Below are 23,270 nucleotides of genomic sequence, written 5' to 3' on the forward strand. Positions count from 1 at the left end.
GGGGGTAAACCCCGATATGCTGGGCAGCGAATGCCCCTGCGTTGGAGCTGAGCCGTGCAGACCTTGCCGCCTGGACCGGCCCAGCCTGCCTCATCCACCTCGTCCCGTCTTCCCCTGGCAGCGCGCCTGCTGTTGCTGATGCTCGCCGTGTCGCTGCCGCTGCTCGTGGGGCTGGGGCTGGTGATGATGGACGTCAACGCGGACGCGCTCCGGCTGGCCTCCCGAGAGCTGCACCTGGCCATCGCGGGAGATGTGCGCCGCGCCATCCGGGCCGAGCTGGCGAGAGACCAGCAGGAGCTGGCGAGCGTGAGCCACCTGCTCCTCGCGCCGGGCCTGGGCTCGGATGAGCAGCGGTTCGCGCTCGTGGGCTCGATGCTCTCGACCTCCACGGTGCTCGACTTCGTGACGGTCTACACCCCGGACGGCAAGCGGCTGGGGACCCTCAAGGCGAAGGAGATTCCCCTCCCGGAGGTACCAGAGCAGCTCCCTGCCTCGGTGCTGAAGACGGCCCCTGCCCGCGCGCTGCTGCCGCTGGAAGTCCAGCGAGGCACCGAGGAGCCATGGCTGAGCGTGATGCACCGGGCGGAGGTGGACGGAGAGACGCGAGCCTTCCTCCTGACGCATCTGCGACTCGAGCCCCTGCTGGAGCAGCTGACGAAGCTGGGAGAGGATCGACTCGGCTCGCACACGGGGCTCTACGTGGTGGATGAGTCCCGACGGGTGGTGCTCCACGCGGACCCTGCGCGCATCGGCACCTCGCGGGAAGGACTTGGCATCTTCACCGCGCTGGCGGGAGATGCCTCCTTCCGCTCCGACTTCGGGGCCTCGCCCGAGTTCGAGGAAGACGGCGCGCCCATGGTCGGCGCGCTGGAGACGGTGCCCGAGCTGGGCTGGGCGGTGGTGGTGCAGCGGCCGCGAGCGCTGGCCTACGCCTCGCTCGGGTGGATGCGGCTGTGGGTGGGCGTCGCGCTGGGGGTCTGCGCGCTGGTGGCGCTCGGAGGCGCCCTGCTGGGAGCCAGGCAGCTCTCGCGTCCCATCCGAGCCCTGGTGCGGGCCACTCGCGACATCGCCGCCCGAAGCTTCACCCAGGTCGAGGGAGGCGTGGAGGCACGCGGGGACGAGCTGGGACACCTGGGACGCTCCCTGGGAGAGATGGCCCGTTCCCTCACGGCCTCCGAGAAGGAACTGGTGGAGCAGACGCGCGTGCGCACCGCGCTCAGCCGCTACCTGTCGGCGGACGTGGTGGAGCTCATCGCCCGGGAGCCGGACCGGCTGCGCCTGGGAGGCGAGCGACGCGAGGTGACGGTGCTCTTCTCGGACGTGTGCGGCTTCACCCGCCTGTCGGAGTCGCTCCCGCCCGAGACGGTGGTGGCGCTGCTCAACGAGCTGTTCACCTTCGCCACGGAGATCATCCACCGGCGCGGGGGCATCATCGACAAGTTCATCGGCGACAGCGTGATGGCGGTGTGGGGCACGCCCGAGAGCCACCCGGACGATGCGCGGCAGGCGGTGGAGGCCGCCATGGAGCTGAGGCGCTGGGTGGAGACGGGCAACCGGCGCTGGCGGCAGAAGTGGGGCGTGGAGATCCAGCTCGCCATGGGCCTGCACACCGGCACGGTGGTGGCGGGCAACCTCGGCAGCGAGAAGCGCATGGAGTACACGGTCATCGGCGACACGGTGAACGTGGCGGCGCGGCTGGAGTCGATGGCGCAGCCCGGGCAGATCCTGGTGAGCGCGGCCACCCGAGAGAAGCTGGGCCCGGATGCCGAGGTGCTCCGGCACCTGGGCGAGCGCGCGCTCCACGGCCGCAACGCCACGACGTCGGTGTTCGAGGTGGCGGCGTGAGCCCGGAGCCCGCGGCACGGCTGGGACGCACGCTGGCGGGGCGCTTCCACCTCCTGCGCGTGCTGGGCCAGGGCGGCATGGGGACGGTGTACGAGGCGGAGCAGGTCGGCCTCTCCCGCCACGTGGCCCTCAAGGTGCTGCACCCGCATGTGGCGTCCTCGCCGGGAGCCGTGGAGCGCTTCCAGCGCGAGGCCACGCTGATGGCGCGACTCCACCACCCCGGAGCGGCGCACGTGTACGACTTCGGGCAGGACGGAGGAGAGCTCTTCCTCGCCATGGAGCGCGTGCACGGGGAGACGCTGGAGGCAGTGACGTTTCGGGAGGGCCCCCTGCCGAACCCGGTGGCGGTGGACGTGATGGCGCAGGTGCTGGAGGTGCTCGAGGCGGCCCACGCGCTCGGCATCGTCCACCGGGACCTCAAGCCCGCCAACGTGATGCTCACGGGCGAGCTGTCTTCGCCTCGTGTGAAGGTGCTGGACTTCGGGCTGGCGCAGGTGGTGGACGGGTCGGCCCAGGCGCGCATCACGGCCTCGGGCATGGTGCACGGCACGCCCGCGTACATGTCGCCCGAGCAGTGCCGCGGCGAGCCGGTGGATGGACGCGCGGACCTGTACTCGCTGGCATGCATGCTCCATGAGTTCCTCACCGGACAGCCACCCTTCGGGCAGACACCCGCCGCCGAGGTGATGAGCGGCCACCTCTACCGTCCGCCGCCGCCCCTGCGGCAGCTGCGGCCCCAGCTGCAGCTCCCCCAGGCGCTGGAGGCCCTGGTGCTCGACTGCCTGGCGAAGCGGCCGGAGCAGCGCCCGGAGAACGCCCAGGTGGTCCGCCTGAGGCTGCGCCAGACGCTCACGCCCGCCATCCCGCTCTCCCAGGTGCCACGGGGCGAGGGCAAGAAGAAGGAGCGCCCCGCCTCGGCGCCTCCATCCCCCACCCCTGAAGTTCCCTCGGGGCTTCCTGTGGGCGTTCTCGAGGAGGGAGGGTCCTTCTCCATGGAAGTGGGCACGGCGCTGGCCGCGGTGGGCTTCCGGGTGGTGCCGTGTACCGAGAAGGAGGTGCCTCTAGGTGACTTTCGCGCGCTGGTCATCGTCCCCGCGCCGGGCCGCGATGCGCTCGCGCTGGCCTGCAGGCTGGCCTCGAGGCCCGAGGCTCCGCCGGTGCTGCTGTGCGGCGAGGACGACCTCACGGTGATGACGCGCGCCATCGAAGGTGGAATCTATGACTACGTACCACTACCCCTCGACCCGCCGGAGCTCTGCCGCAAGGTGGCACGGGCGCTCCGAGCGCGCCGCTGAGCGGCTGCTGACGCTGGGGGTGTTGCTGGCCGCGACGCTCGTGGGAGCCGCCGAGCCAGCCCCCTCGAGCGAGGAGTTCACCGCCGTGCAGCCGGGGGAGTCCTGTCAGGCCATCGCCAGACGGGTGTGGGGCCCGACGGGGAGCTATCGACGGCTCCATGAGCTGAACAACCTGGCGAACAACCACCCGCCTCTGGCTGCGGGGACTCGCCTGCGCATCCAGCCCGAACCGGAGGCGCACCTGACCTACGTGAAGCCGGACGTGAACACGCGTCCCCCGCGGGAGCCGACGTGGAAGCCCGGGCGGCAGGGCGAGGCGCTGTACCGGTTCTATCAGGTGAACACCCTGCGCGGCGCGGGAGCGGAGGTGACGCTGAAGGACACGTCCAAGCTGCAGCTGCGTGAGAACGCGCTCGTCGTCATCTACGGCGCGTCCCAAGGCAGCGCCAGGGAGCAGCCCCGCAAGTCCGGCGGTGTGGAGCTGGTGCAGGGAGACCTCCACATGCGGCTGGCGTCCTTGCGAGGCGAGCCCCTCCCACTGGAGACCCCCGCGGCGAAGGTGACGGCAAGCGGGCAGGACCTGTTCGTGGGCGTGGACGACCAGCGCATGAGCCGGGTGGCGGTGTTCAACGGCCGGGCCCAGGTCGCCGCGAGCGGCGCGCAGGTGGAGGTGCCAGGCGGAAAGGGCACGCGCGTGGAGCAGGGAAAGGCGCCGGAGCCACCTCGACCGCTGCTCCCGGCTCCGGCGTGGAACGTCTCGGGGCCTCGGGAGGTACTGCTGGCCCTGGGCGGTGGGCCCCAGCCCCACGTCATGAGGTGGAAGCCCGTTCCGGGCGCGGTGAGCTACCGCGCGGTGCTGGCGAGAGACGAGAGCCTCAACGACGTCGTGGCCGAGGCGACCTCCTCGGGGGACCCGACGACCACGCTCGGCACGGGCGCGCTGGCCCCGGGCAGGTACTACGCACGAGTGCAGGCAGTGGACTCCCTGGGACTGCCGGGCATGCCCTCCGCGCCGCGACAGGTGTACGTCGTGGCGGTGAAGGTGGAGCGTGGCGAGGTGCAGCCTCCCGGCCGCGTCACGGGCAAGGGGCAGGTGAAGCTCTCCGTGGATCCCTCCCTGGGGATGGCCCTGCGGGTGAAGGGAAAGGCCGTGGGCCCCGAAGCGGTGCTGCTGTCCCCGGGGCTGCAGACGGTGGACATGGAGGGCGCGGTGGGCTCCGTGAGCGCGGAGGTCCTCCCCTCCGTGAGCACGGAGCTGGCGCTGAAGGCAGAGGCGGGGCGCTTCAAGCTCGAAGTCACCGCACGGCCGGCGGAGGCCGGCGCTCCCCCCATCGCCGATGGGGCGCTGCAGGTGCGGGGGCTGGAGGGCTCCTCGGTGTCGAACCTGGTCCGTCAGGGAGAGACCCGCTGGACGGCGGACGTGACGCCTGCGCGCTCGGGCGGACGGCTCCGGGCGACGGTGGAGATCTGGACCTACGGAGAGCCCGCCGGACGCGCGAGCGCCGAGGCCCAGGCGCCTTGAGCCAGAGGACGGATCATTCGTATTGGGTAGGAAGTGCCAGCAAGACCAGAAGGGTTATGACCTGACCGGTCACTTCAAAATCACTACCCCGGGTGTCCTTGGAGCCCAACGTTCCAAGTCCTATGAATCGCACCGACTTTTAGCGGTGGGCATGGGACGATCATGGACAAGGAGCTGACCGAGACCCTGAAGAAGGTCATCGGGCCGAACATCCGCAAGGCACGCGTGCGCCTGGGGCTCTCGCAGGCACGGCTCGCCGAGATGGTCGAGATGTCGACCGAGGTGCTGGGGCGGATGGAGCGCAAGAAGGTGCTCCCCCGGCTGGAGCGGCTCGTCCTGCTGCGCAAGATCCTCGGCGTGCCGCCCGACCAGATGCTCGGCTTCTCGTCCGGCCCGAGCACGCCCGTCGCCCCGCGCATGTCACCGGCCTATGACGAGATGATGACGGTGATGCGCCACTTCTTCATGCAGATGGAGTCCCGCCTGACGGAGGAGGAGCGCAAGGAGCTGATGCAGACCTTCTCGCACCTCCAGCGCTTCATCGCCCTCATCAAGAAGAAGGGTCCGTCCAAGGCCCAGTCGCGTCGCGCGCCCAAGGCGCGTGGCCGGACCCGAGAGTAGCCCAGATCACCCCTATCAGGTAGGCAACCCTCGGGGAACCGGGAGAGTTCTAACCTGGGTGGTCTTTTATCCATACCTACCCCGCGTGTCCTTGAAAATCCGACTCATTACGTCTTACGTATGCCCCCAACTTTTCAAGGTGGGCGAAGGTCATGGACAGCGAACGCGTGAAGGTTCTCAAGAAGACCCTGGGCGCGAACATCCGGAAGGCGCGTGAGCGGCTGGGCATCACCCAGGAGCAGATGGCCGAGATGCTCGATATGTCACCCGAGGTCTACGGGCGCATGGAGCGAGGGCTCATCTTCCCGCGAGTGGAGCGGTTGGTGGACATCTGCGCCAAGCTGGGCGAGTCCGCGGACCAGCTACTCGGGCTCCCTCTGTCCGAAGCCTCGGCCGAGAACCTGGTGCGTCAGGACGAGTGGTTCACGGTGATGCACCGCTTCACCCCCGTGCTGCCCCGGCTGACGCAGATCCAGCGTCAGGCGGTGCGGCGGCACATGGCGGACTTCCAGCGGCTGCTGGTGTCGTTCCTGGAGCCCCAGCAGGACCCGGAGGCGAAGCGGTAGCGGCGTGGCAGGCTTCCAACCTGATGAGTCACCTGCCATCTTGCCTACCTGCGGTATTCTGTGCCTCCAACCCATGACGTTGTATTCCATCCATCCAACCCATGATGTTGGGTTGCTCCCGGAGGAGAGGACGCATGGATGGCCTCGACAAGAGGACGCTGGGCAGGAACATCCGTCAGGCCCGTTGCCGGTTGGGGCTCACGCAGGAGCAGATGGCCGAACGCATCGACATGGCGCCGGAGGTGTACGGACGCCTGGAGCGCGGGCTCATCGCGCCCAGGCTGGAGCGCTTCGTCGCCATCTGCCGGGTCCTGGGTGAGTCGCCGGACCGGCTGATTTCCCAACCAGAGGCAGCGGAAGAGGACACGATTCCGGCGGCGCGGGCCGGGACGCAGGCCTCGATCAGCGCCTTCAAGAAGGCGCTGGCCTCCAATGTCCGCGATTCCCGCAGGCGGATGGGCTGGACGCAGGCGGAGATGGCCCGGCGCATCGACATGCCCGTGGAGACGTACGGGCGCATGGAGCGGGGCACGATGCTCCCGAGCCTGGACTGCTTCGTGGCCATCTGCTGCGTGCTCGGCGAGATGTCGGACACGCTGCTCGGACTGAAGCCTCCCAAGCGCCCGAAGCGGCGCTGAAGAGGCCAGACGACCTGCCAGGTCACCCCGAGGTCGGGCGCGAGGGGCGCCCGGCTCGGTTCCCTTGCGCCCTTGGAGCTCGGCTCCCGCTACCGCGAGGAGGCGGGGCTGCAACCCCACTGCGTCATGTCCTCGGTGACGGTGGTGCACACCCACCCGGCGCCACAGGAGTCCAGCACCGTCGGATCGCACCGGCGGTAGCAGGTGCTGGTGGTGGAGCTGCCGACGCCACAGACCTGGCCGGACGGGCAGCTCTCCGCGCGGAGCGGGTCACAGAGCCGAGCGCACCAGAAGACGCCGTGGCCCTGGGACAGGCGCAGGTTGCAGCGCTCGCCCGCGGCGCAGGGCTTTTCGGGACACTCGCCCCTCACTTCAGAGAGGCACTGGTGGTCCGTGTCCCCGAGGCGCTTGCACCGCTGGCCCTGCGCGCAGCCCCGGGTGCGACAGTCCGGGAAGCAGGCGGGGCCGTTGAGCCCCTCCTCACAGGTAGAGCCGTCGGGGCAGCTCGCGGCATCCCCGAGCCGACACGGCGCGCTGCAGATGCCCCGGTGGCAGACGAGCCCTTCCTGGCAGGCCCCTGCCTGCGAGATGAACAGCCCGTCACAGGCCTCGCCCTCGCGGCGCGAGCCCGAGAGGACGCACCGGCGGATGACGGGGCCGGTGGCTCCCGTGGTGGCGGGGCGGCAGACGAGGCCAGGAAAGCAGTGCGCGTCCTCCTCGCACTCGGACGTCTGGCACTCGAAGCGCCGCGTCTCCCGGTTGGCGACACAGCCACTGCCCGCGGGGCAGTCACTGTCGGTCCGGCACTCGCCACAGCGAAAGGCTCCGCCCTCGACGGAGCACCGCATTCCGTCCGCGGGGAGCCCGTCCGAGGTGGAGCTCTCCGCCTCCCTGGCAGGCGGGTTCGAGCCAGGAGCGCCGGCATGGGAGGCGACAGCGGAAGCGGCTGGGATGACGGCAGCGGCTTCGTGGCCACCAGCGGGTGTGGTCGTCACGGCGGCCGGAGCCGAGCCCTGCTCGGGATCAGCGAGGGTGCTTTCGCCACCGAGCCACGAGGGGCATTCCGGCTCTGCCAGGTCCAGCACCCGCGAGACGACAACAAATGCGTCCTGCTCTCGAGGAGACAGTGGGAGCTCGGACGTCATCGGGGCTGACGAGATTGCCACGAACAGCACGGCCGCCAGCAGGAGGAACCTGAGTCGCACATGGGCCTCGAGGTTGCTGCGAGGTGGCTAGCAGCCGCGGGAACTGCAGCACAGGAGGGCTCCGCCATCGGGGGAACAACCGCAGGGGTAGCACTCCCAGCACTCGCGCATCGCCGCGGACGCCATCGTCCCGCCCAGGACGGCCCCCCCCAGGCTGATTGCCAGCAACCAATGCCACATGGTCTGTTTCGCGCTCTTCATGTGTTCCCCCGTGCCGCGGCCATGCCTGCGGCTGGAGCCGGTCGCGTGCGCCACCGGCTCTGCACTCGTGGTTTGACGAAGGGACACCAGGTTGGGCGGTCAGCCGCGAGGTGCGCGGTGTGACTCGCTACGTCATGTCGAGATGTGACCTGGCGGATCCTCGATGCAGGGCTGCTCCATCAGCAGCCGAGCCGGGCGGACTATCGGGCCGACGAGGCGTCGCTGGCTACTGCCCCGACGTCCTGGGTTGAGTCACCTGCCAAACCCTCGAGGTTGCGTTCCGCACGCCTCGAACGGCCCATGGGGTGCGGCAACCCATCGGGTCACCTTCCGAGGCCCCTACCTGGGGCATCCTGTCCACCCAATGCACGAGGTTGTATCCGTTCTCACAACCCACCACGGTGGGTTGTCTCCGAGGAGGAGGACCACATGAGGGAGTTCTCGAAGGTGCTGGGATCGAACATGCGGCAGGCGCGCCAGCGCATCAACCTCACGCAGGAGCAGGTGGCCGAGAGTCTCGACATGCCCGTGGAGGTGTACGGGCGGATGGAGCGAGGGTCGATGCTTCCACGGATGGAGATGTTCGTCGCCATCTGTCGCACACTGGGGGCGACACCCGACCAGCTGCTCGGCTACTCCCAGACCCGGCCGGACCCGATCTTCTGAGGGGCTTCCGGGCCGGCAGCTCCAGGCCTTCGCCCGTGCCGGAACATTTGATCGGCACGGGCAGATGGCGGATAATGTAACCCCTTGTTCTCACTACCTTCCCGAAGCGCCCTGGCGCTGACCCTGGTATTCGTGTGCCTCGCGGGACCCGCGTGGGCCGCCAAGCTGCCGGACGTCATCGTCACGGGTGACCCAGTGGCACCGTCGCCGGACCAGCCCGGCACGGGGCTGTGCGTCGCCAACAGTGTTTCGACGGACCCGGCCGGCGATTTCCCTCAGGGTGCCTCATCCTACATCGGGGGCATGAACGACTTCATAGAGCGAACGGCGGCGAGCCGGACCACCTACGTGCTCCGCACCCCGTTCGACCTGTCCAACAACAACACCGGCGGGACTCAGGCGAGCAGGGGAGATTTCATCGATGCCGTACCGGGTTGCGCCAGCTACGGCTGCAGCTTCTTCGTCAATGATCCGTTCACATCGTTCGGTTCGCGCTTTCGTGGCTACCTGAACGTCACATCGGACATGGTGAACAAGCCGCTGCATTTCGGCTTCTACACCGATGATGCGGTGAGCTTCGTCATCTTCGACAAGGGCAACGTCCAGTACCCCGTCATCAACCGACCGCCGCAACTCGGTGCCGCCACCTGGCGCACCACGAATAGTGTCACCTTCCTGCAGTCTGGCCTCTACCCTGTCGAGATTCTGTATGCCGAGGTCACCGACCACGGCGCGCTGGAACTGGCCATCCTGGACGGCACGTTCACCGACTTCGAACGAACTGCCAACCAGACCCCCATCGTCAAGCTGAACGAATCCGGCTTCCTGCTCGTCCAGCCCGAGAAGTTCTTCCAGACCGAGAATGGTCGCCCATCCTTCCCGGATGATCCGGCGACTCCTGACGACGAGCTCAGGAAGTGCCAGCAGTGCAACCGCGCCAATGCGAACTCACCCGGCAATGGTGGCTGCGGTCTGAACTCGGGCTACTACTGCAACGGTGCCGCGCTGTGCGCGCCTTGTGACACCTCTCGACTCTGCGGCCCCAGCTGCTCTCCCTGCGGCCTGAGCACTCCCAACTGCGTCAACGTCAACGGCACCTATACCTGTGTCGAGTGCATCGATGACTCCCAGTGCGGCGGCCGTCGCTGCGACCTCACCACCAACACCTGCACCGGCTGCCTCGAGGACAAGGCCTGCCCCAATGGCCAGGTCTGCGACAAGCTCAACTACACCTGCGTGGAGTGCAACCGCGACGAGGACTGCCCGCCCGACGAGGTCTGCGCCCCCGAGATCAAGCAGTGCAAGGAGTGCAACGAAGACTCCGAATGCGAGCGCGGCAAGAGCTGCTCCAACCACCAGTGCGTCACCTGCTCCACCAACGACAGCTGCGCCGGCAACTCCTGCAACTGCTGCCCCTCCGACACCCAGTGCGCGGCCCCCTCCCCCGGCGCCTCGCCCTCCTGCGTGGAGTGCACCACCGACAGCCAGTGCGCCGAGGGCAAGAAGTGCGACAGCCTGAACGGCCGCTGCGTCGACGCCATCCCGGAGTGCAACACCTCCGAGCGCTGCGGCTCCCAGTGCGTCAAGTGCCCCACCGACCGCCCCGTCTGCCTCGACGGCCAGGTCTGCGTCGCCTGCCGCAATGACCTCGAGTGTGGCAGCGGCCAGTTCTGCCTCAGCGGCGAGTGCTCCTCCTGCACCACCGACCGCCACTGCGGCGCTCGCTGCGGCGCGTGCGAGCAGGACAAGCCCTTCTGTCTCACCGACGGCACCACCGCGGGCAGCTCCTGCGTGCAGTGCCGCAATGACTCCGACTGCCCCGGCGGCACCTGCAACCCCTCCACCTTCACCTGCGTCAACACCACCGGCTGCGAGGAGAACTGCGCCGAGCAGGACAAGGTCTGCAACGGCTCCTCCTGCGTCGAGTGCTTCGCCGATGCGCACTGCCCCTGCGGCGGCTCCTGCGACGTGAGCACCGGCACCTGCACCACCCAGTGCCAGGACAGCGGGGACTGCCTGGGTGTCGAGTACTGCTCCACCACCACCCAGGAGTGTGAACGGGGCCGCCGCAAGCCCGGCACCACTCCTCAAGGTGGCTCGTTCTGCTGCGAGTCGACCACCAGCGACCTGACCTCCACCGGCACCGGCGCCTTCCTCGCCCTCATGCTGGTCGGCTTCCTCTTCCTGTACTCCCGCCGGGCCTTATGAAGCATGCGCTCCTGACGGCCCTCGCTCTGGCACTGGGCCTCGCCTCCTCTTCCGCCACCGCGCAGGACGCTCGCTTCGACGTCCAGCTCTTCCGGCCGTCCGGAGCTCCTCAAGACGTGGTGATGGTGGGCCAGTCCCGTCCCCTCTCGCACCTGTCGGCCTCCGGCGGCTTCTTCCTCAACTTCTCGCTCGACCCGCTGGTCCTCGTGAACAAGGAGGGTGGCTCCTCCAACAAGGTGCTCAGCATCGTCGGCAACCGCCTCCAGCTCGATGCCATCGCCAGCGTCGGCGTCCTCGACTGGGTGGAGCTCGGCGTGGACATGCCCCTGGTGCTCGCCCAGGGAGGCGACAACCTCGAGGCCATCGGCACCGAGGGCCCCATCCAGGGCTACGTGCTCGGAGACCTGCGCCTCAACGCCAAGGTCGCCATCCCCGGCCTGCGGCGCCGCGCCGAGGACTCGGGCCTGGGCGCCGCGCTCACCCTCGGCTTCAGCCTCCCCACCGGAGACCAGGAAGCGTTCGCCAGCGACGGTGAGTTCACCTACACGCCCGGCCTCATCGTGGACTACCGCTTCGACAGCGGCATCCTCCTGTCCGCCTCCGGTGGGCTCTGGAACCGCCCGGACCGCATCTTCAACGGCACGCAGCTGGGCGACATGGCGCCCTTCGGGCTCGCCACGGAGATTCCCATCCTCCGCGGGCGGGGCATCACCGCCGTCGGAATGGTCCACGGCGCAGTGGGGCTCGACAAGCTGCCGAACCAGCCGCGGGACATCCCCGCCGAGCTGCTCTTCGGCCTGCGCTGGTACAGCTCCACCGGCCTCACCTTCACCGTCGGCGGCGGCGGTGGGTGCGGGTGCTCGCTGCAGGCGCCCTCGCTGCGCTTCTTCAGCTCCATCGTCTGGGTGCCCGCCAAGACGGCCGAGTGGGAAGCGCTCGAGAAGTTCAAGGCGCCCCCGGAGCCGCCTCCACCGCCCGCTCCCGACACGGACGGCGACGGGCTCACCGACGACAAGGACGTGTGCCCCAAGGAGCCCGGGCTGCTCGATCGTGGCGGCTGCCCCATCCGCGACGCGGACGGCGACGGCGTCGAGGACAGCATCGATCGGTGCCCGGACATCCTCGCCGGCCCCGGTGGCAAGTTCGGCTGCCCGGTGGCCCGCATCCAGGGCAACAAGATCCTCATCCTCGAGCCGGTGAACTTCGCCACCGACCAGGACGTCATCCTCTCCGAGTCCTTCCCCGTCCTCGAGGAGGTGTCCCAGGTGCTCAAGACGCACCCGGAGATCCAGCGCGTCCTCATCGAGGGCCACACCGACTCGCGCGCCGGCGAGGTCTACAACCTCGACCTGTCGAAGCGCCGCGCGGCCAGCGTGCGCACCTACCTGGAAGAGAGCGGCGTGCCGGCCGAGCGCCTCTGCTCCCAGGGCTTCGGCCAGAGCCGTCCGGTGGGCGAGAACGACACGGAGGAGGGCATGGCGCGCAACCGGCGCGTCGAGTTCACCATCCTCCCGCCCGCCGCCGAGGGCGAGCCGCGCTGCCCGGGAGATCCCGTGGAGAAGCCCGGCAAGAAGCCGAAGAAGGCTCCGTCCCCGAAGCCTCCCCAGGGCCGCAAGTAGCGCCCGGTCTCACGGACCCGAACACCCGAGAGCGGATGTTCGGGTCTCACGCATCAGCGCCCCACTCGAGCAGGGGCCCGCGGCGGGAGCGGGCTCCAGGCCCCAGGGCCACCGGCGGCACGTAGAGCCCCAGCGGCTCGCGAGTCCACCACGCACCCGTGTGCCGCCGCGTGTCCAGGTCCGTCATCCGATAGTCGTAGAGCATCGCTCGCACGTAGCGCGGAGGGTGCTCCGGGAAGGGGTTCTCGGCGAAGAGCGCGAGCACGTCTGGTGAACCCTCCAGCAGCCGCACCAGCAGCGACAGGAACCAGCTCGGCGGAGAGCCCAGGGCGGCGAACCACATCTGCCAGTCCAGGCGTGGCTGGTGCGGTGCCACCTGCCGTGGAGCCTGCTCCGGCCGTGACACCTTGTAGCGGAACCCGTACTCGCGCCAGTGCTCGCCGTCCTCCGAGCCCTCGATGGAAATCTCCGGCCGGCGCACCGTCATCACGCTGAAGAGGCCGTAGGGATTCACCGAGCGGAGCGGACGAGCCCAGCTCCCCAGGCGCTCGAGGACTTCGGGGCCGCGGCGCGGCAGCTCGAAGCGGGCCAGCAGCTCCCTTGCTCCGAGTGCCAGGACTGGCGCCGCCGCCACGCTCCCGAGCACGGTACGCCAGAGAGGCCGGGGACGTGCCGGCTCCGCGGGCAGCACCGGGAGCACGCGCGAGAGGGCCTCATCGTCCAGCAACCAGACGCCCAGCACGAGCGACTGCACGTTGAAGAAGCCGTAGTTGCCCGTCGCCATGATGGACGCCTGCAGCATGCTGAAGAGCGCGAAGGCGAGCTGGCGGAGGCGTCTCGGGGCGAAGACCAGGAAGGGCGCCGCCGTCTCCAGCCCCAGCGTCGCGGCCGTGGACAGCTTCTGCACGCGCGGCGGGAGGTGGTGGGCATACCAACCTCCCCGGTTGGGCAGCGGCGCCGTCTCGTAGAAGTGGCGGAGCGCGGTCAGCTCGCGCCACGTGCGGTCACCCGACTGGAGCTTGCTCAGCCCCGAGCCCAGGTAGAGCCGGAAGAGGAGCATGCGGAAGAGCGCCACATCCAGCGCGGAGGCATCGTCACGGCCGGGCCCAGGCCGCAGCCCCGAAGGCGCCGTCAGGACGCCGAGCAGCCCCATCTCCAGCAGCAGCACATCCCACTGGAAGGAGAGGAACTCCCGGCCCGCAGAGGCATAGGACAGGTACAGGCCCCAGAGCAGCGCCGTGGTGAGCCTCGGGGCCACGTTGAGGATCAGCAGCAGCGACAGGACCTGCCCGGCCCGGCAGCCGCGCACCAGCGCCTCGTCGGATGTCCCCAGCCAGAACACCGAGGGGATGAGGTGGAAGCGCTTGGGCCCCATGTCCTGCAAGCGCTCCGAGCCCATCAGCTCACGCATCGGGCTGATGCCCCTCGAGCCGTAGAGGCCCAGCACCTGTCTTCCCAGAGACGTGAAGGCGATGAGGAAGGTGCCTCCCAGCAGTCGCAGGAACAGCCACCGCACCAGCCGGTGCTTGGGAGGCCCCACGTACCGTCGCCCGAGAAGGAGCCGATCGAGCCGCGCTGTTTGGCTCGAGGTGCCGAAGAGCCAGCGCAGCGGAGCCCTGGCTGGCAGGAGCCGGACTCGCCCTTGGGTGCGAGCCTCCCAGCTCGCGCCCCACCTCCGACAGAAGCCACAGGCTCCGTCATGGGTGATGAGTGGCTGAATGGTCGGGCCCCAGCGCATGTCTCTCCCCCGGCTACCCAGAAGAAGATGGGAAGTCAGGGCGCCCCTGCCCTCGCTCGCGGGTGGGCCTGCTCGCCTGGTGAGCAAGAGGGACGGCAGGCCACCCGCCAGGGGCTGGACGATGGTGCATAGCTTTGCTCGCATGACCGAGCCGAAGGCGAGAGCGAAGCACCTCGAGGAAGTGGTCCCTGGCGTCTACAACTGGCACGTCCAGGACAACCGCATCGGCGCTCGCAGCGACGCCTACGCCGTGGTCGACCGGGATGGCGCCGTCGTCCTCATCGATCCGCTCCCCATCGACGAGAAGCTGCTGAAGCCACTCGGAACCATCGCGGCGATCGTCCTCACTGCGGGCAACCACCAGCGCTCGGCCTGGCGCTTGCGCACGCTCTTCAATGTCCCCGTCTGGGCACCCGAGAACGCTCACGGGCTCGAGGAGGAGCCGGACAACTTCTACACCAGCGGCGACTCCCTCCCCGGTGGGCTGTCGGCGTTGCACACGCCCGGCCCCGCCGAGGTCATGTACACGCTCTGGCTGCAGCAGCACCCGCGAGGCATCGTCTTCATCTCGGACCTGCTCACCCACGAGGGCGACGGCCGCCCCGAGTTCGTCCCCAGCCAGTACCAGGACGATCCCCAGCGCACCCGCGTGAGCGTGCAGCGCGTGCTCGACCATCTGCCGGTGGACACCGTCTGCTTCGCGCACGGCGAGCCCATCGTCGGTACCGGCAAGGCGGCGCTCCGACTGGCGCTACAGCTGGACAGCGAGGGGCCCTCCGCTCACGCGCCCTGAGAGGCTCCGTGCGCCGCTACCCCTGACCCGGCTCACCGCATCGGGCGGCTGCTCTCGGGCAGTGGCCCCTCGTGGACCAGGATGCGGCCCGCCTCCACTCCAGGGGGGACGATGTGCAGCAGCTCTCCCTCCTCCGCTCGGCGCAGCAGCTCGGCCAGCGCCTCATGGTCGTCCACCGCCACCCGGAGTGTCGGCGGAATGTGGAGCTGACGCTCCATGGCGGCTACCTGCCGCACCTCGTCCACGAGCTCCGTCTCGTAGAGGAAGCTGCGGTCCGCGTAGTCATGGTCGCCGGGCACCATGCCCACCAGCCGGAGCGGACCCAGGCGCGTGTGGACTCGCAGGCTCGGGTTGTTCCACTGGGCGACGCCTCGCATGCGGCGCGCGCGCAGCATCCTCAGCGTCAGCATCTTGATCCATGAGCCGGCGCGCAGGCCGCGCACGAAGCTCAGCATCGAGACGCCGATGAAGAGCCCCGGCACCACCGAGGGCGCCGCGTAGTAGGCCGCGCCGATGGCCAGCGCCTCGGGCGCGAGCCCCAGCCTCTCGCGCGCCTTCTCGTCCAGCATCCTCGCCGGGCAGCGCAGCAGACCGATGGCTCCTGGCAGCAGGTAGAGATCGGAGAGCACCCAGTTCGGCACTCCTATCGCCTGGAAGGCGAGCTGGTTCAGCTCCCGGTACTGCCGCACCAGGTCGCCATGGTGCTCGGCCGGGAGGAACTTCACGGGAACCCCCACGGGCTTCAGGTCCAGCGCCTCCGCGTTGGCGGCTGCGCCCAGCGCCGCGAGCGACAGTTCCGAGTGGCGCGCGAAGAAGCTGTCGGCCAGTACATGCATGTCAGCCCTCTGCCTCCGTTCGAGCCGCCACGGTAACCAGGCGGCTCTCTTCCGGAACGGTAAAGCACTCCGGAGGCAGACGTGCATGAGAATAGACCTTCACGACAAGCGTGTACCCTCCAGGTAGGGTGCCTCCGTTGATCGCCGCACCTTCGCTGCATCCAGTGCTAGCCTCGCGCGCTCGACTCGGTGAGGCTGGGGCCGCGTGGATGAGACGAAACTGCCCGAACCCGAGGATCTCCAGCCCCTGATCGCCGCCGCCCTGGCCCTGCCGGCGCTCAAGCCGCATGCCGCGCGCCTGGAGCGGCTCCGCCAGGATTATGCCCGTGGCGTCGCCCGGAAGGATGCGCCCCTCGCCGTCGCCCTCGTGGGCGCCACCGGCGCCGGCAAGTCCACCCTGCTCAACGCGCTGGCCGGACAGCACCTGGCTCGCGAGGGCGAGGACCGCCCCACCAGCACCACCGCCACCGTCTTCGCTCCGGCCGGCGCGGAGCTGGAGGCGCTCTCACGCGTCGGCGCCTCCGTGGTGCGCTACACCGCCAGCCCTCATGGACTCTGGGGCGGACAGGTCTTCATCGACACGCCCGACCTCAACAGCGTGGCCACCACCCACCGTGAGGTGGCTCGCGCCGCGCTGGAGCTCGCCGATGTGGCCCTCGTCGTCATGCACCGCGGCAGCGTCGCCGAGGCCACCCAGATCGAGTTCCTCGCCGAGTTCGCCCGGCGCCGCTCCCTCGTCTTCCTCATCAACTTCGCGGATGAGCTGTCCGCCGACTCCCGCGAGGCCCTCAAGGCCCAGGCCCGCAAGCTCGCCTCCGAGCAGCTCGGTCTGCCTCAGGACTCCATCCCCACCTTCGCCATCAGCGCCCGCTCCGCCCGCGAGGGCAAGGATGCCTCGGGCGAGTTCGGCGCCTTCCTCTTCCACCTCCGCGAGCTGGCCACCCAGGCCGTCGCCGCCCGCGTGCGCCGTGGCAACGCCCTGGGCGCGCTCGAGGAGATGGCCACCCGGGTGGAGACGGCGCTCCAGGAGACGGAGGCCCTGCTGTCCCGCACCCGCGCCGCCCTCGAGTCAGGCCTCGGCCGCACCAGCGAGGGCCTCCGCAAGGACTTCGACTCGCGCCTCGGCCTAGCCCACGGACACCTCGCCTCCGAGGTCCGCAGGCAGGCGGCGGGCCGCTTCTGGGGTCCCGCGGCGTGGGGGCTTCGCCTCTCCTTGTGGGGCGCGGGCGGCATGGGCGCCGCCACCCTCCTCGCCCGGCGCAGCCTCCCCGTCGGGATCGCCGTCGCCGCCGCCTCCACCGCGCTGGACGCGGTGAGAGACAGGACTCGCGCCCGGGCCGCCGAGACCACCGTGGTGGAGCCCTTCGAGGATGATCTCGCCGTCGAGTCCGCCGCTCGCGCCGCGCTCACGGAGGCCCGCGCCGTCGCTCATGCGAGCGGGCTGCCTCCGGAGACACTCGGCGTCCCCGACACGGACACACTCCTGGCCGAGCTCCAGGCCGTGCGCGCGAGCACCTGGCGCTACACCGCCACCACCGCCGTGGCGGAGGCCGTCTCCATCTGGTGGCGCGTGGCCCGCTGGCTGGTGCTCCCGCTCATCAACCTGCCCCTCTTCGCGCTGCTGGGGCACGTGGGCTATCGCGTCGTCCGCGCGTACCTCGAGGGCCCGCTGTTGACGGTGGAGTACTTCGTCAACGCGGGCGCGCTCTTCGTCCTGCTCGCGGGCGCAGGGGCGCTGCTCGCCTCAGGGAGTCTCGCGGGCGCTGGCCGTGCCGCGCTCCGGTCGGGCCGGACGCGTTTTACGGAGGCCCTCGCCACCCTGAGCGGGCGGCTGGGAGAGGCTGTCGAGGACACTCTTCGCCCCGGCCGGGATGCCGCTCGGCGCCTGCTGAGCCTCATCCGCGGTCGCTGAGAGCGACACCAACGCCTCACCCGTGCGCGACGGCTCCTGCGCGGCCACCATGGTGTCCTGCGTGTCGCGGCACAGCGGCGCCGCCACGCGCGTGTCACGCACCGGATCGCCGTAGCCCACCAGGCGCGCGGGCACCGAGGGGTTGTTCCACCCGCGCCCCGTCTCCTTCGCCACCTTGAAGTGCAGGTGCGCGCCGCACGCCCAGCCCGTCGCGCCCGAGAAGCCCAGCAGCTGGCCCTGCTTCACGCGCTCGCCCGGCTTCACCACCACCGCGTTGAAGTGGAGGTACTGCGTCTCCAGCCCGTCACCGTGCGAGACGACGACGTAGTTGGCCTTGGGGGCGAACTTCTCATCGCAGCCGCCCTCCGTGCTGTCACCGCGCGCCAGGCGCACCACACCGTCCTTCGCCGCGACGATGGGCGTGCCCTCCGGCATGCGGAAGTCCCAGGCATATGTGTCGTTGTACTTGTGACTACCCGTGTCGTGGCCTTGGCTCACCGGATAGATGCGGCCACAGGCAAAGGGGACGCCTACTTCTGGCATGTCCGCGATGGAGTTGGGGGAGACCGCCGGAACCGACGCTAGAACCAGGAGGGTTGAAAGGATCATGGTTGGGGCCGCCTCTCAACGGAGAGACATCCGCGGCCTATTCCGTGACGGATTTCCCGTCCCTCTCGTCCCCCTCACGTCCCCGGAGCAGAGCCCTTGCCCTCCCGGCTGCTCCTCTCCGCCTCGCTCGCGCGGTTCCGAGCCAAACAGTCGGAAATGACTGACTGGTCACTTTTTAAGCAACCGGCTACAACAGAGGATATGCCCCAGCGAAAGGCCCGCTCAGGGACGCCCGCGCGTCCCCACCGCACCCAGCAGGAGCGACGCGAGGAGACGCGCCGCCGGCTGCTCGACGCCACCATCACCGTGCTGGTGGAGCAGGGCTACGCGCGACTCACGACGAACGAGGTGGCGAAGCGGGCGGGCGTCTCCCAGGGCGCCATCTTCACCCACTTCGAGACCAAGGCCGACCTGCTCTGCGCCTCCGTGGAGCTGCTCTTTCCCCGCCTCATCCAGGACTATCTGGCCGGGCTCGGCGCCCAGCCGGCCGGGCGCGACCGCATCAGCGCCGCCATCCAGGGGCTGTGGGTCGTCTTCCAGCGCCCCGAGCTGCAAGCCGCCATCGAGCTGTACGTCGCCGCGCGCACCGACCCCGAGCTCCAGGCCGCGCTGGCCGCCATGGAGGGCCCCCACCGCGACAACCTGGTGCGCGTGGCGCGCGAGCTGTTCCCCGAGGCCGCCTCGCACAAGGAGTTCGAGGCCGTCGTCGAGCTCGTCGTCGACGCGGTGCAGGGCGCCGTCATCGCTCGCGTGGCCCGTCCGGACCACCCCTCCCTCCAGCGCATGCTCAAGGTCCTCACGCGCTTCGTCCACCGCAGCTTCTCCCGGGGCCGGCACCGCCCGCTCGAGCGGGCCTAACGAGGTCAACCATGGACAACTCCCACATTCCCGACCTGCTCACCCCGGCCGTGCCGTTCTTCATCGTGTCGGTGCTCGTCGAGGCCTTCGTGGTGAAGCGGCTGAAGGATCAGGGGCGCGACGTCGCTGGCCACACGGTGAAGGACACCGCCGCCAGCCTCTCCATGGGCCTGGGCAACCTCTTCATCAACTTCTTCTGGAAGGGCGTCGCCTTCGCCTTCTACCTGGCGCTCTACCACCTCACGCCACTGAGGCTCGGCTCGCTGGGCGCGCTGTCCTGGGTGCTCATCTTCTTCGGTGAGGACCTCTGCTACTACTGGTTCCACCGCGTCCATCACGAGAGCCGCTTCTTCTGGGCCGGCCACGTCAGCCACCACTCCAGCCAGCACTACAACCTCTCCACGGCGCTGCGGCAGCCGTGGACCACCCCCATCACCGGCGTGCCCTTCTGGGCGCCCCTGGCGCTGCTCGGGTTCCACCCGGCGATGATTGTCACCGCCCAGTCCATCAGCCTCCTCTATCAGTACTGGATCCACACCGAGTCCATCGGTCGGCTCGGGCCCCTGGAGTGGGTGCTCAACACGCCCTCGCACCACCGCGTCCACCACGCGGCCAATCCCCAGTACCTCGACAAGAACTACGCCGGCGTCCTCATCATCTGGGACCGCCTCTTCGGCACCTTCGAGCCCGAGGTGGAGAAGCCCGTGTACGGGCTGACCAAGAACATCCACACGTACAACCCGGTGCGCATCGCCTTCCACGAGTTCGGCGCCATCTGGAAGGACTTGCGGCGCCCCGAGCCCCTGCGGCTCCGGCTCGCCCGCGCCTTCCGCAACCCGGCCTGGAAGCCCCCCGAAGAGAAAGCCGCTCCTCCGTCGACGCTCCCAGCCTGACGACAGCCCCACCTGCCTGCTCGGGAAGAGGCAGACTCCCTTCCGTGTTCGCGCGCCGCGCCGCCACGGCGCATGGGAGGGTCTTGCACATGTCGTCGCAATCCAGGTGGGGCTCGTGGGGAGGGCTCGGGCTGCTCATCGCGCTCGTGGGGTGCGCCACCACGCAGACGGCTCAGCCGGTGCCCGCCGCTCCGACCCCCGCCACGGGCGCTCCGGCGGTCATCGCCTTCGTCGGTGTCTCCGTCCTCCCGCTGGACTCCGATCGGGTGCTCGGCGAGCAGACGGTGGTGGTGCGCGGCGACCGCATCGTCGCCGTGGGCCCCTCCGCCTCCACCCCCGTGCCCGAGGGGGCGATGCGCATCGACGGGCGCGGCCGCTACCTCATGCCAGGGCTGGCGGACATGCACCTCCACCTGCTGCCCGGTGAGGGAGCCCCCGCCGATCCCGCCGGCCAGCAGATGGCGTTACTTCTCGCCAATGGCGTCACCACCGCACGCGCCCTGGGCGGGCCCCCGAGCGGCCTGGCCCTGAGGGAGCGCATCGCGCGAGGCGAGGTGCTCGGGCCCATGCTGCGCGTGGCGGGGCCCTCCTTCCACGCGAAGTCCGTCCAGGGGCCGGAGCAGGCCAGGCAGCGGGTGCGCGAGCAGAAGGCCGCTGGCTATGACCTGCTCAAGACCCACGGCGGCCTCAACCGGGAGACGTACGACGCCATGATGGCCGAGGCCAAGGCCCAGGGCCTGCGCGTGAGCGGCCACGTCACGCAGGAGATCGGCCTCGCGCACGCGCTCGCCTCTGGCCAGCAGATCGAGCACCTCGATGGCTACCTGGCCGCGCTCCTGCCTCCCGGGGACACCACTCCCGTGGACCAGGTGGAGTTCGGCGCGGCCCTCGCCCGGATGGACCCGGCTCGCATCCCCGCGCTCGCCGAGGCCACGAAGCGGGCCGGCACCTTCAACTCCCCCACCCTGGCCCTCTTCGAGCTCGTCGCCAGCGATGGCGCCGTCCCCGAGCTGCGAACCAACCGCGAGCTGCGCTACGTGCCCACCACCGCCGTGGACGCCTGGACGAAGGAGCTGCTCACCGGCCCGCTGGCGGAGGCTCCCGCTTCCGGCAAGCACCGGCTCCTCGCGCTGCGTCGCCAGGTGCTCCAGGGGCTCCACGCGGCGGGCACCCCGCTGCTGGTGGGCTCGGACTCGCCCCAGCTCTTCATGGTGACCGGCTTCGCCGTCCACCGGGAGATGGAGGCCATGGCCGCCGCGGGCCTGCCCCCGCTCACCGTGCTCCAGGCCGCCACGCGCAACGCCGCCGCCTGGTTCGGCGAGAGCGACCAGTGGGGCACCGTCGCCCCCGGCCTGCGCGCGGACCTGCTGCTGCTCAACGCCAACCCGCTCCAGGACGTGGCGCTCACCCGGGCCCTCGTCGGCGTCATGGTGCGCGGCCAGTGGCTCCCCCGCGGCGAGCTGGACGCGAAGCTGGACCAGGTGGCCACCGCCGCCAAGGCGCCCCCTGGGTGACTTGCAACCTCCTGAACGGACTTGTGTTCAGTGTCGGGCGAAGTGGGTCCGCCAGAAGGAAGCTTGCCGCTCATACCTTCCCCCCTCGGGGATGAGGCGCTAGGACAGGGCTGGGATGGCCTCTTCCGGAGGAACGATGAGCCAGCGAGCGCTGTGGGAGCGATACAAGAAGTACCTGTGCGTCTGCCCGTCCGTGGGCTTCACGCTCGACATCTCGCGGATGAACTTCTCCGCCACCTTCCTGGAAGAGATGGCCGCGCCCATGCGCTCGGCCTTCAGGGCCATGGAGGCCCTGGAGCAGGGCGCCATCGCCAACCCGGACGAGAAGCGCCGCGTGGGCCACTACTGGCTGCGCGCCCCCGAGCTGGCGCCCGAGGCGGAGATCGGCCGCGCCATCCGCGACACCCTCGCGGACGTGCACTGGTTCGCCGAGGAGCTCCACGCCGGCCGCATCGCCCCGCAGACCGCCGAGCGCTTCACCCACCTGCTCGTCGTCGGCATCGGCGGCTCGGCGCTGGGGCCCCAGCTCGTGGCCGACGCGCTGGGCGGCCCCGCCGACCCGATGCGCATCTTCTTCTTCGACAACACGGACCCGGATGGGATGGACCGTGTCCTGGCGCAGCTTGGAGACAAGCTGCCGGAGACGCTCACCCTCGTCATCAGCAAGTCGGGCGGCACCAAGGAGACGCGCAACGGCATGCTGGAGGCCGAGCGCGCCTACAAGGCCCGCAGCCTCGACTTCGGCGCGCACGCGGTGGCCATCACCGGCGCCAACAGCGAGCTGGACCAGTACGCGAAGAAGCACGGCTGGCTGCGCGCCTTCCCGATGTGGGACTGGGTCGGCGGTCGCACCTCCGTGCTGTCCGCGGTGGGCCTGCTGCCCGCCCGACTCCAGGGGCTGGACGTGGACGCGCTGCTGTCAGGCGCCCGGGACATGGACCGAGAGACGCGCCAGCAGGACGTGCTGCGCAACCCGGCCGCGCTGCTGGCCCTGATGTGGTTCCACGCCGGCAACGGGCGCGGCGCCAAGGACATGGTCATCCTGCCGTATAAGGACCGGCTGATGCTGATGTCCAAGTACCTGCAGCAGCTCGTGATGGAGTCGCTCGGCAAGGAGCTGTCGCTCAAGGGCGAGGTGGTGAACCAGGGCCTCGCCGTCTACGGCAACAAGGGCTCCACCGACCAGCACGCCTACGTGCAGCAGCTGCGTGAGGGCGTCCACAACTTCTTCGCCACCTTCATCGAGGTGCTCCAGGACCGGCAGGGCCCCTCCATGGCCGTGGAGGAGAACACCACCAGCGGCGACTACCTGCTGGGCTTCCTCCTGGGCACGCGGCGCGCCCTCTTCGAGAAGGGCCGCGAGTCCATCACCCTCACCGTGCCGGACGTGAGCCCGCGCACGCTGGGAGCCCTCATCGCGCTGTATGAGCGCGCGGTCGGCCTCTACGCCTCCCTGGTGGACATCAACGCCTACCACCAGCCCGGCGTCGAGGCCGGCAAGAAGGCCGCCGGCGCGGTGCTGGAGCTCCAGCGCAAGCTGCTCACCCACCTGCGCGCGAAGAGGGGCAGCGCGAGCTCCGTGGAGGAGCTGGCCACCGCCGTGGGCGCCGCCGACGAGGCGGAGACGGTGTTCAAGATCCTCGAGCACCTGGCCGCCAACCCGGACCACGGCGTGGAGCGCACCCCGGGCGCCACGCCCTTCGAGGCCCGCTTCGGCGGCAAGTGAGGCCG

The 23,270-nt window shown here is 69.8% G+C and carries 18 protein-coding genes and 1 pseudogene; 15 read left to right on the plus strand and 4 right to left on the minus strand.

Annotated elements, in window-relative coordinates:
* Positions 1-54: 54 nt before the first annotated feature.
* The 6 genes from KY572_RS21560 to KY572_RS21585 all read left to right on the plus strand — a co-directional run bounded on the left by KY572_RS21560 (position 55) and on the right by KY572_RS21585 (position 6,487).
* On the plus strand, positions 55-1,845 hold the full coding sequence (locus tag KY572_RS21560; protein ID WP_224244799.1) for an adenylate/guanylate cyclase domain-containing protein: 1,791 nt from the start codon (positions 55-57) through the stop codon (positions 1,843-1,845).
* Positions 1,842-3,140, plus strand: a complete 1,299-nt coding sequence (locus KY572_RS21565) for a serine/threonine-protein kinase (protein ID WP_224244800.1) — start codon at positions 1,842-1,844, stop codon at positions 3,138-3,140. Before KY572_RS21560 ends, KY572_RS21565 begins: the two co-directional genes overlap by 4 nt.
* Positions 3,064-4,662 (plus strand): FecR domain-containing protein, encoded by a 1,599-nt coding sequence (locus KY572_RS21570; protein WP_224244801.1) that lies wholly within the window; start codon positions 3,064-3,066, stop codon positions 4,660-4,662. Before KY572_RS21565 ends, KY572_RS21570 begins: the two co-directional genes overlap by 77 nt.
* 162 nt (positions 4,663-4,824) lie before the next feature.
* Positions 4,825-5,283 (plus strand): helix-turn-helix domain-containing protein, encoded by a 459-nt coding sequence (locus KY572_RS21575; protein WP_224244802.1) that lies wholly within the window; start codon positions 4,825-4,827, stop codon positions 5,281-5,283.
* A gap of 152 nt (positions 5,284-5,435) precedes the next feature.
* Complete coding sequence (locus tag KY572_RS21580; protein ID WP_224244803.1) at positions 5,436-5,849, plus strand: helix-turn-helix domain-containing protein; 414 nt, start codon at positions 5,436-5,438, stop codon at positions 5,847-5,849.
* A 134-nt stretch (positions 5,850-5,983) separates the two neighbouring features.
* On the plus strand, positions 5,984-6,487 hold the full coding sequence (locus KY572_RS21585; RefSeq protein ID WP_224244804.1) for a helix-turn-helix domain-containing protein: 504 nt from the start codon (positions 5,984-5,986) through the stop codon (positions 6,485-6,487).
* Between the two features lie 89 nt (positions 6,488-6,576).
* Here KY572_RS21585 and KY572_RS21590 read toward each other — a convergent pair whose 3' ends face one another.
* On the minus strand, positions 6,577-7,335 hold the full coding sequence (locus KY572_RS21590; RefSeq protein WP_224244805.1) for a hypothetical protein: 759 nt from the start codon (positions 7,333-7,335) through the stop codon (positions 6,577-6,579).
* Positions 7,336-8,322: 987 nt separating this feature from the next.
* Between KY572_RS21590 and KY572_RS21595 the strand changes: the two genes are divergently transcribed.
* From KY572_RS21595 to traB, 3 genes are all read left to right on the plus strand, one after another.
* On the plus strand, positions 8,323-8,559 hold the full coding sequence (locus KY572_RS21595) for a helix-turn-helix domain-containing protein (RefSeq protein WP_224244806.1): 237 nt from the start codon (positions 8,323-8,325) through the stop codon (positions 8,557-8,559).
* A gap of 123 nt (positions 8,560-8,682) precedes the next feature.
* The gene (gene traA, locus KY572_RS21600) at positions 8,683-10,767 is read left to right on the plus strand and encodes an outer membrane exchange protein TraA (RefSeq protein ID WP_224245019.1); all 2,085 of its coding nucleotides are present in this window, start codon (positions 8,683-8,685) and stop codon (positions 10,765-10,767) included.
* Entirely contained in the window at positions 10,764-12,386 is a 1,623-nt protein-coding gene (gene traB / locus KY572_RS21605) for an outer membrane exchange protein TraB (RefSeq protein ID WP_224244807.1), read from the plus strand. The genes traA and traB overlap by 4 nt, the downstream gene beginning before the upstream one ends.
* A 46-nt stretch (positions 12,387-12,432) precedes the next feature.
* Here the strand turns inward: traB and KY572_RS21610 are convergent, their stop codons facing one another.
* On the minus strand, positions 12,433-13,926 hold the full coding sequence (locus KY572_RS21610; protein WP_317987881.1) for a lipase maturation factor family protein: 1,494 nt from the start codon (positions 13,924-13,926) through the stop codon (positions 12,433-12,435).
* Positions 13,927-14,266: 340 nt separating this feature from the next.
* Between KY572_RS21610 and KY572_RS21615 the strand changes: the two genes are divergently transcribed.
* Entirely contained in the window at positions 14,267-14,917 is a 651-nt protein-coding gene (locus KY572_RS21615) for an MBL fold metallo-hydrolase (protein WP_224244809.1), read from the plus strand.
* Positions 14,918-14,949: 32 nt separating this feature from the next.
* Here the strand turns inward: KY572_RS21615 and KY572_RS21620 are convergent, their stop codons facing one another.
* Entirely contained in the window at positions 14,950-15,753 is an 804-nt protein-coding gene (locus KY572_RS21620) for a hypothetical protein (protein WP_224244810.1), read from the minus strand.
* Between the two features lie 205 nt (positions 15,754-15,958).
* Between KY572_RS21620 and KY572_RS21625 the strand changes: the two genes are divergently transcribed.
* Positions 15,959-17,665, plus strand: coding sequence for a GTPase (locus KY572_RS21625; protein WP_224244811.1), 1,707 nt, complete (start codon positions 15,959-15,961; stop codon positions 17,663-17,665).
* A gap of 174 nt (positions 17,666-17,839) precedes the next feature.
* On the opposite strand, the pseudogene KY572_RS21630 reads toward KY572_RS21625, so the two are convergent.
* Positions 17,840-18,274: pseudogene (locus KY572_RS21630) on the minus strand (M23 family metallopeptidase); the annotation flags it as partial.
* A gap of 201 nt (positions 18,275-18,475) precedes the next feature.
* Here KY572_RS21630 and KY572_RS21635 point away from each other — a divergent pair.
* The 4 genes from KY572_RS21635 to KY572_RS21650 all read left to right on the plus strand — a co-directional run bounded on the left by KY572_RS21635 (position 18,476) and on the right by KY572_RS21650 (position 23,265).
* On the plus strand, positions 18,476-19,132 hold the full coding sequence (locus KY572_RS21635) for a TetR/AcrR family transcriptional regulator (protein ID WP_224244812.1): 657 nt from the start codon (positions 18,476-18,478) through the stop codon (positions 19,130-19,132).
* Positions 19,133-19,143: 11 nt separating this feature from the next.
* Entirely contained in the window at positions 19,144-20,025 is an 882-nt protein-coding gene (locus KY572_RS21640) for a sterol desaturase family protein (protein WP_224244813.1), read from the plus strand.
* 89 nt (positions 20,026-20,114) lie between these two features.
* Complete coding sequence (locus tag KY572_RS21645) at positions 20,115-21,539, plus strand: amidohydrolase family protein (protein WP_224244814.1); 1,425 nt, start codon at positions 20,115-20,117, stop codon at positions 21,537-21,539.
* A 136-nt stretch (positions 21,540-21,675) separates the two neighbouring features.
* A complete protein-coding gene (locus KY572_RS21650) occupies positions 21,676-23,265 on the plus strand; it encodes a glucose-6-phosphate isomerase (protein ID WP_224244815.1) in 1,590 nt (529 codons plus the stop codon).
* Positions 23,266-23,270: the final 5 nt, after the last annotated feature.

It is taken from the genome of Hyalangium gracile, from assembly GCF_020103725.1.
GTDB lineage: Bacteria > Myxococcota > Myxococcia > Myxococcales > Myxococcaceae > Hyalangium > Hyalangium gracile.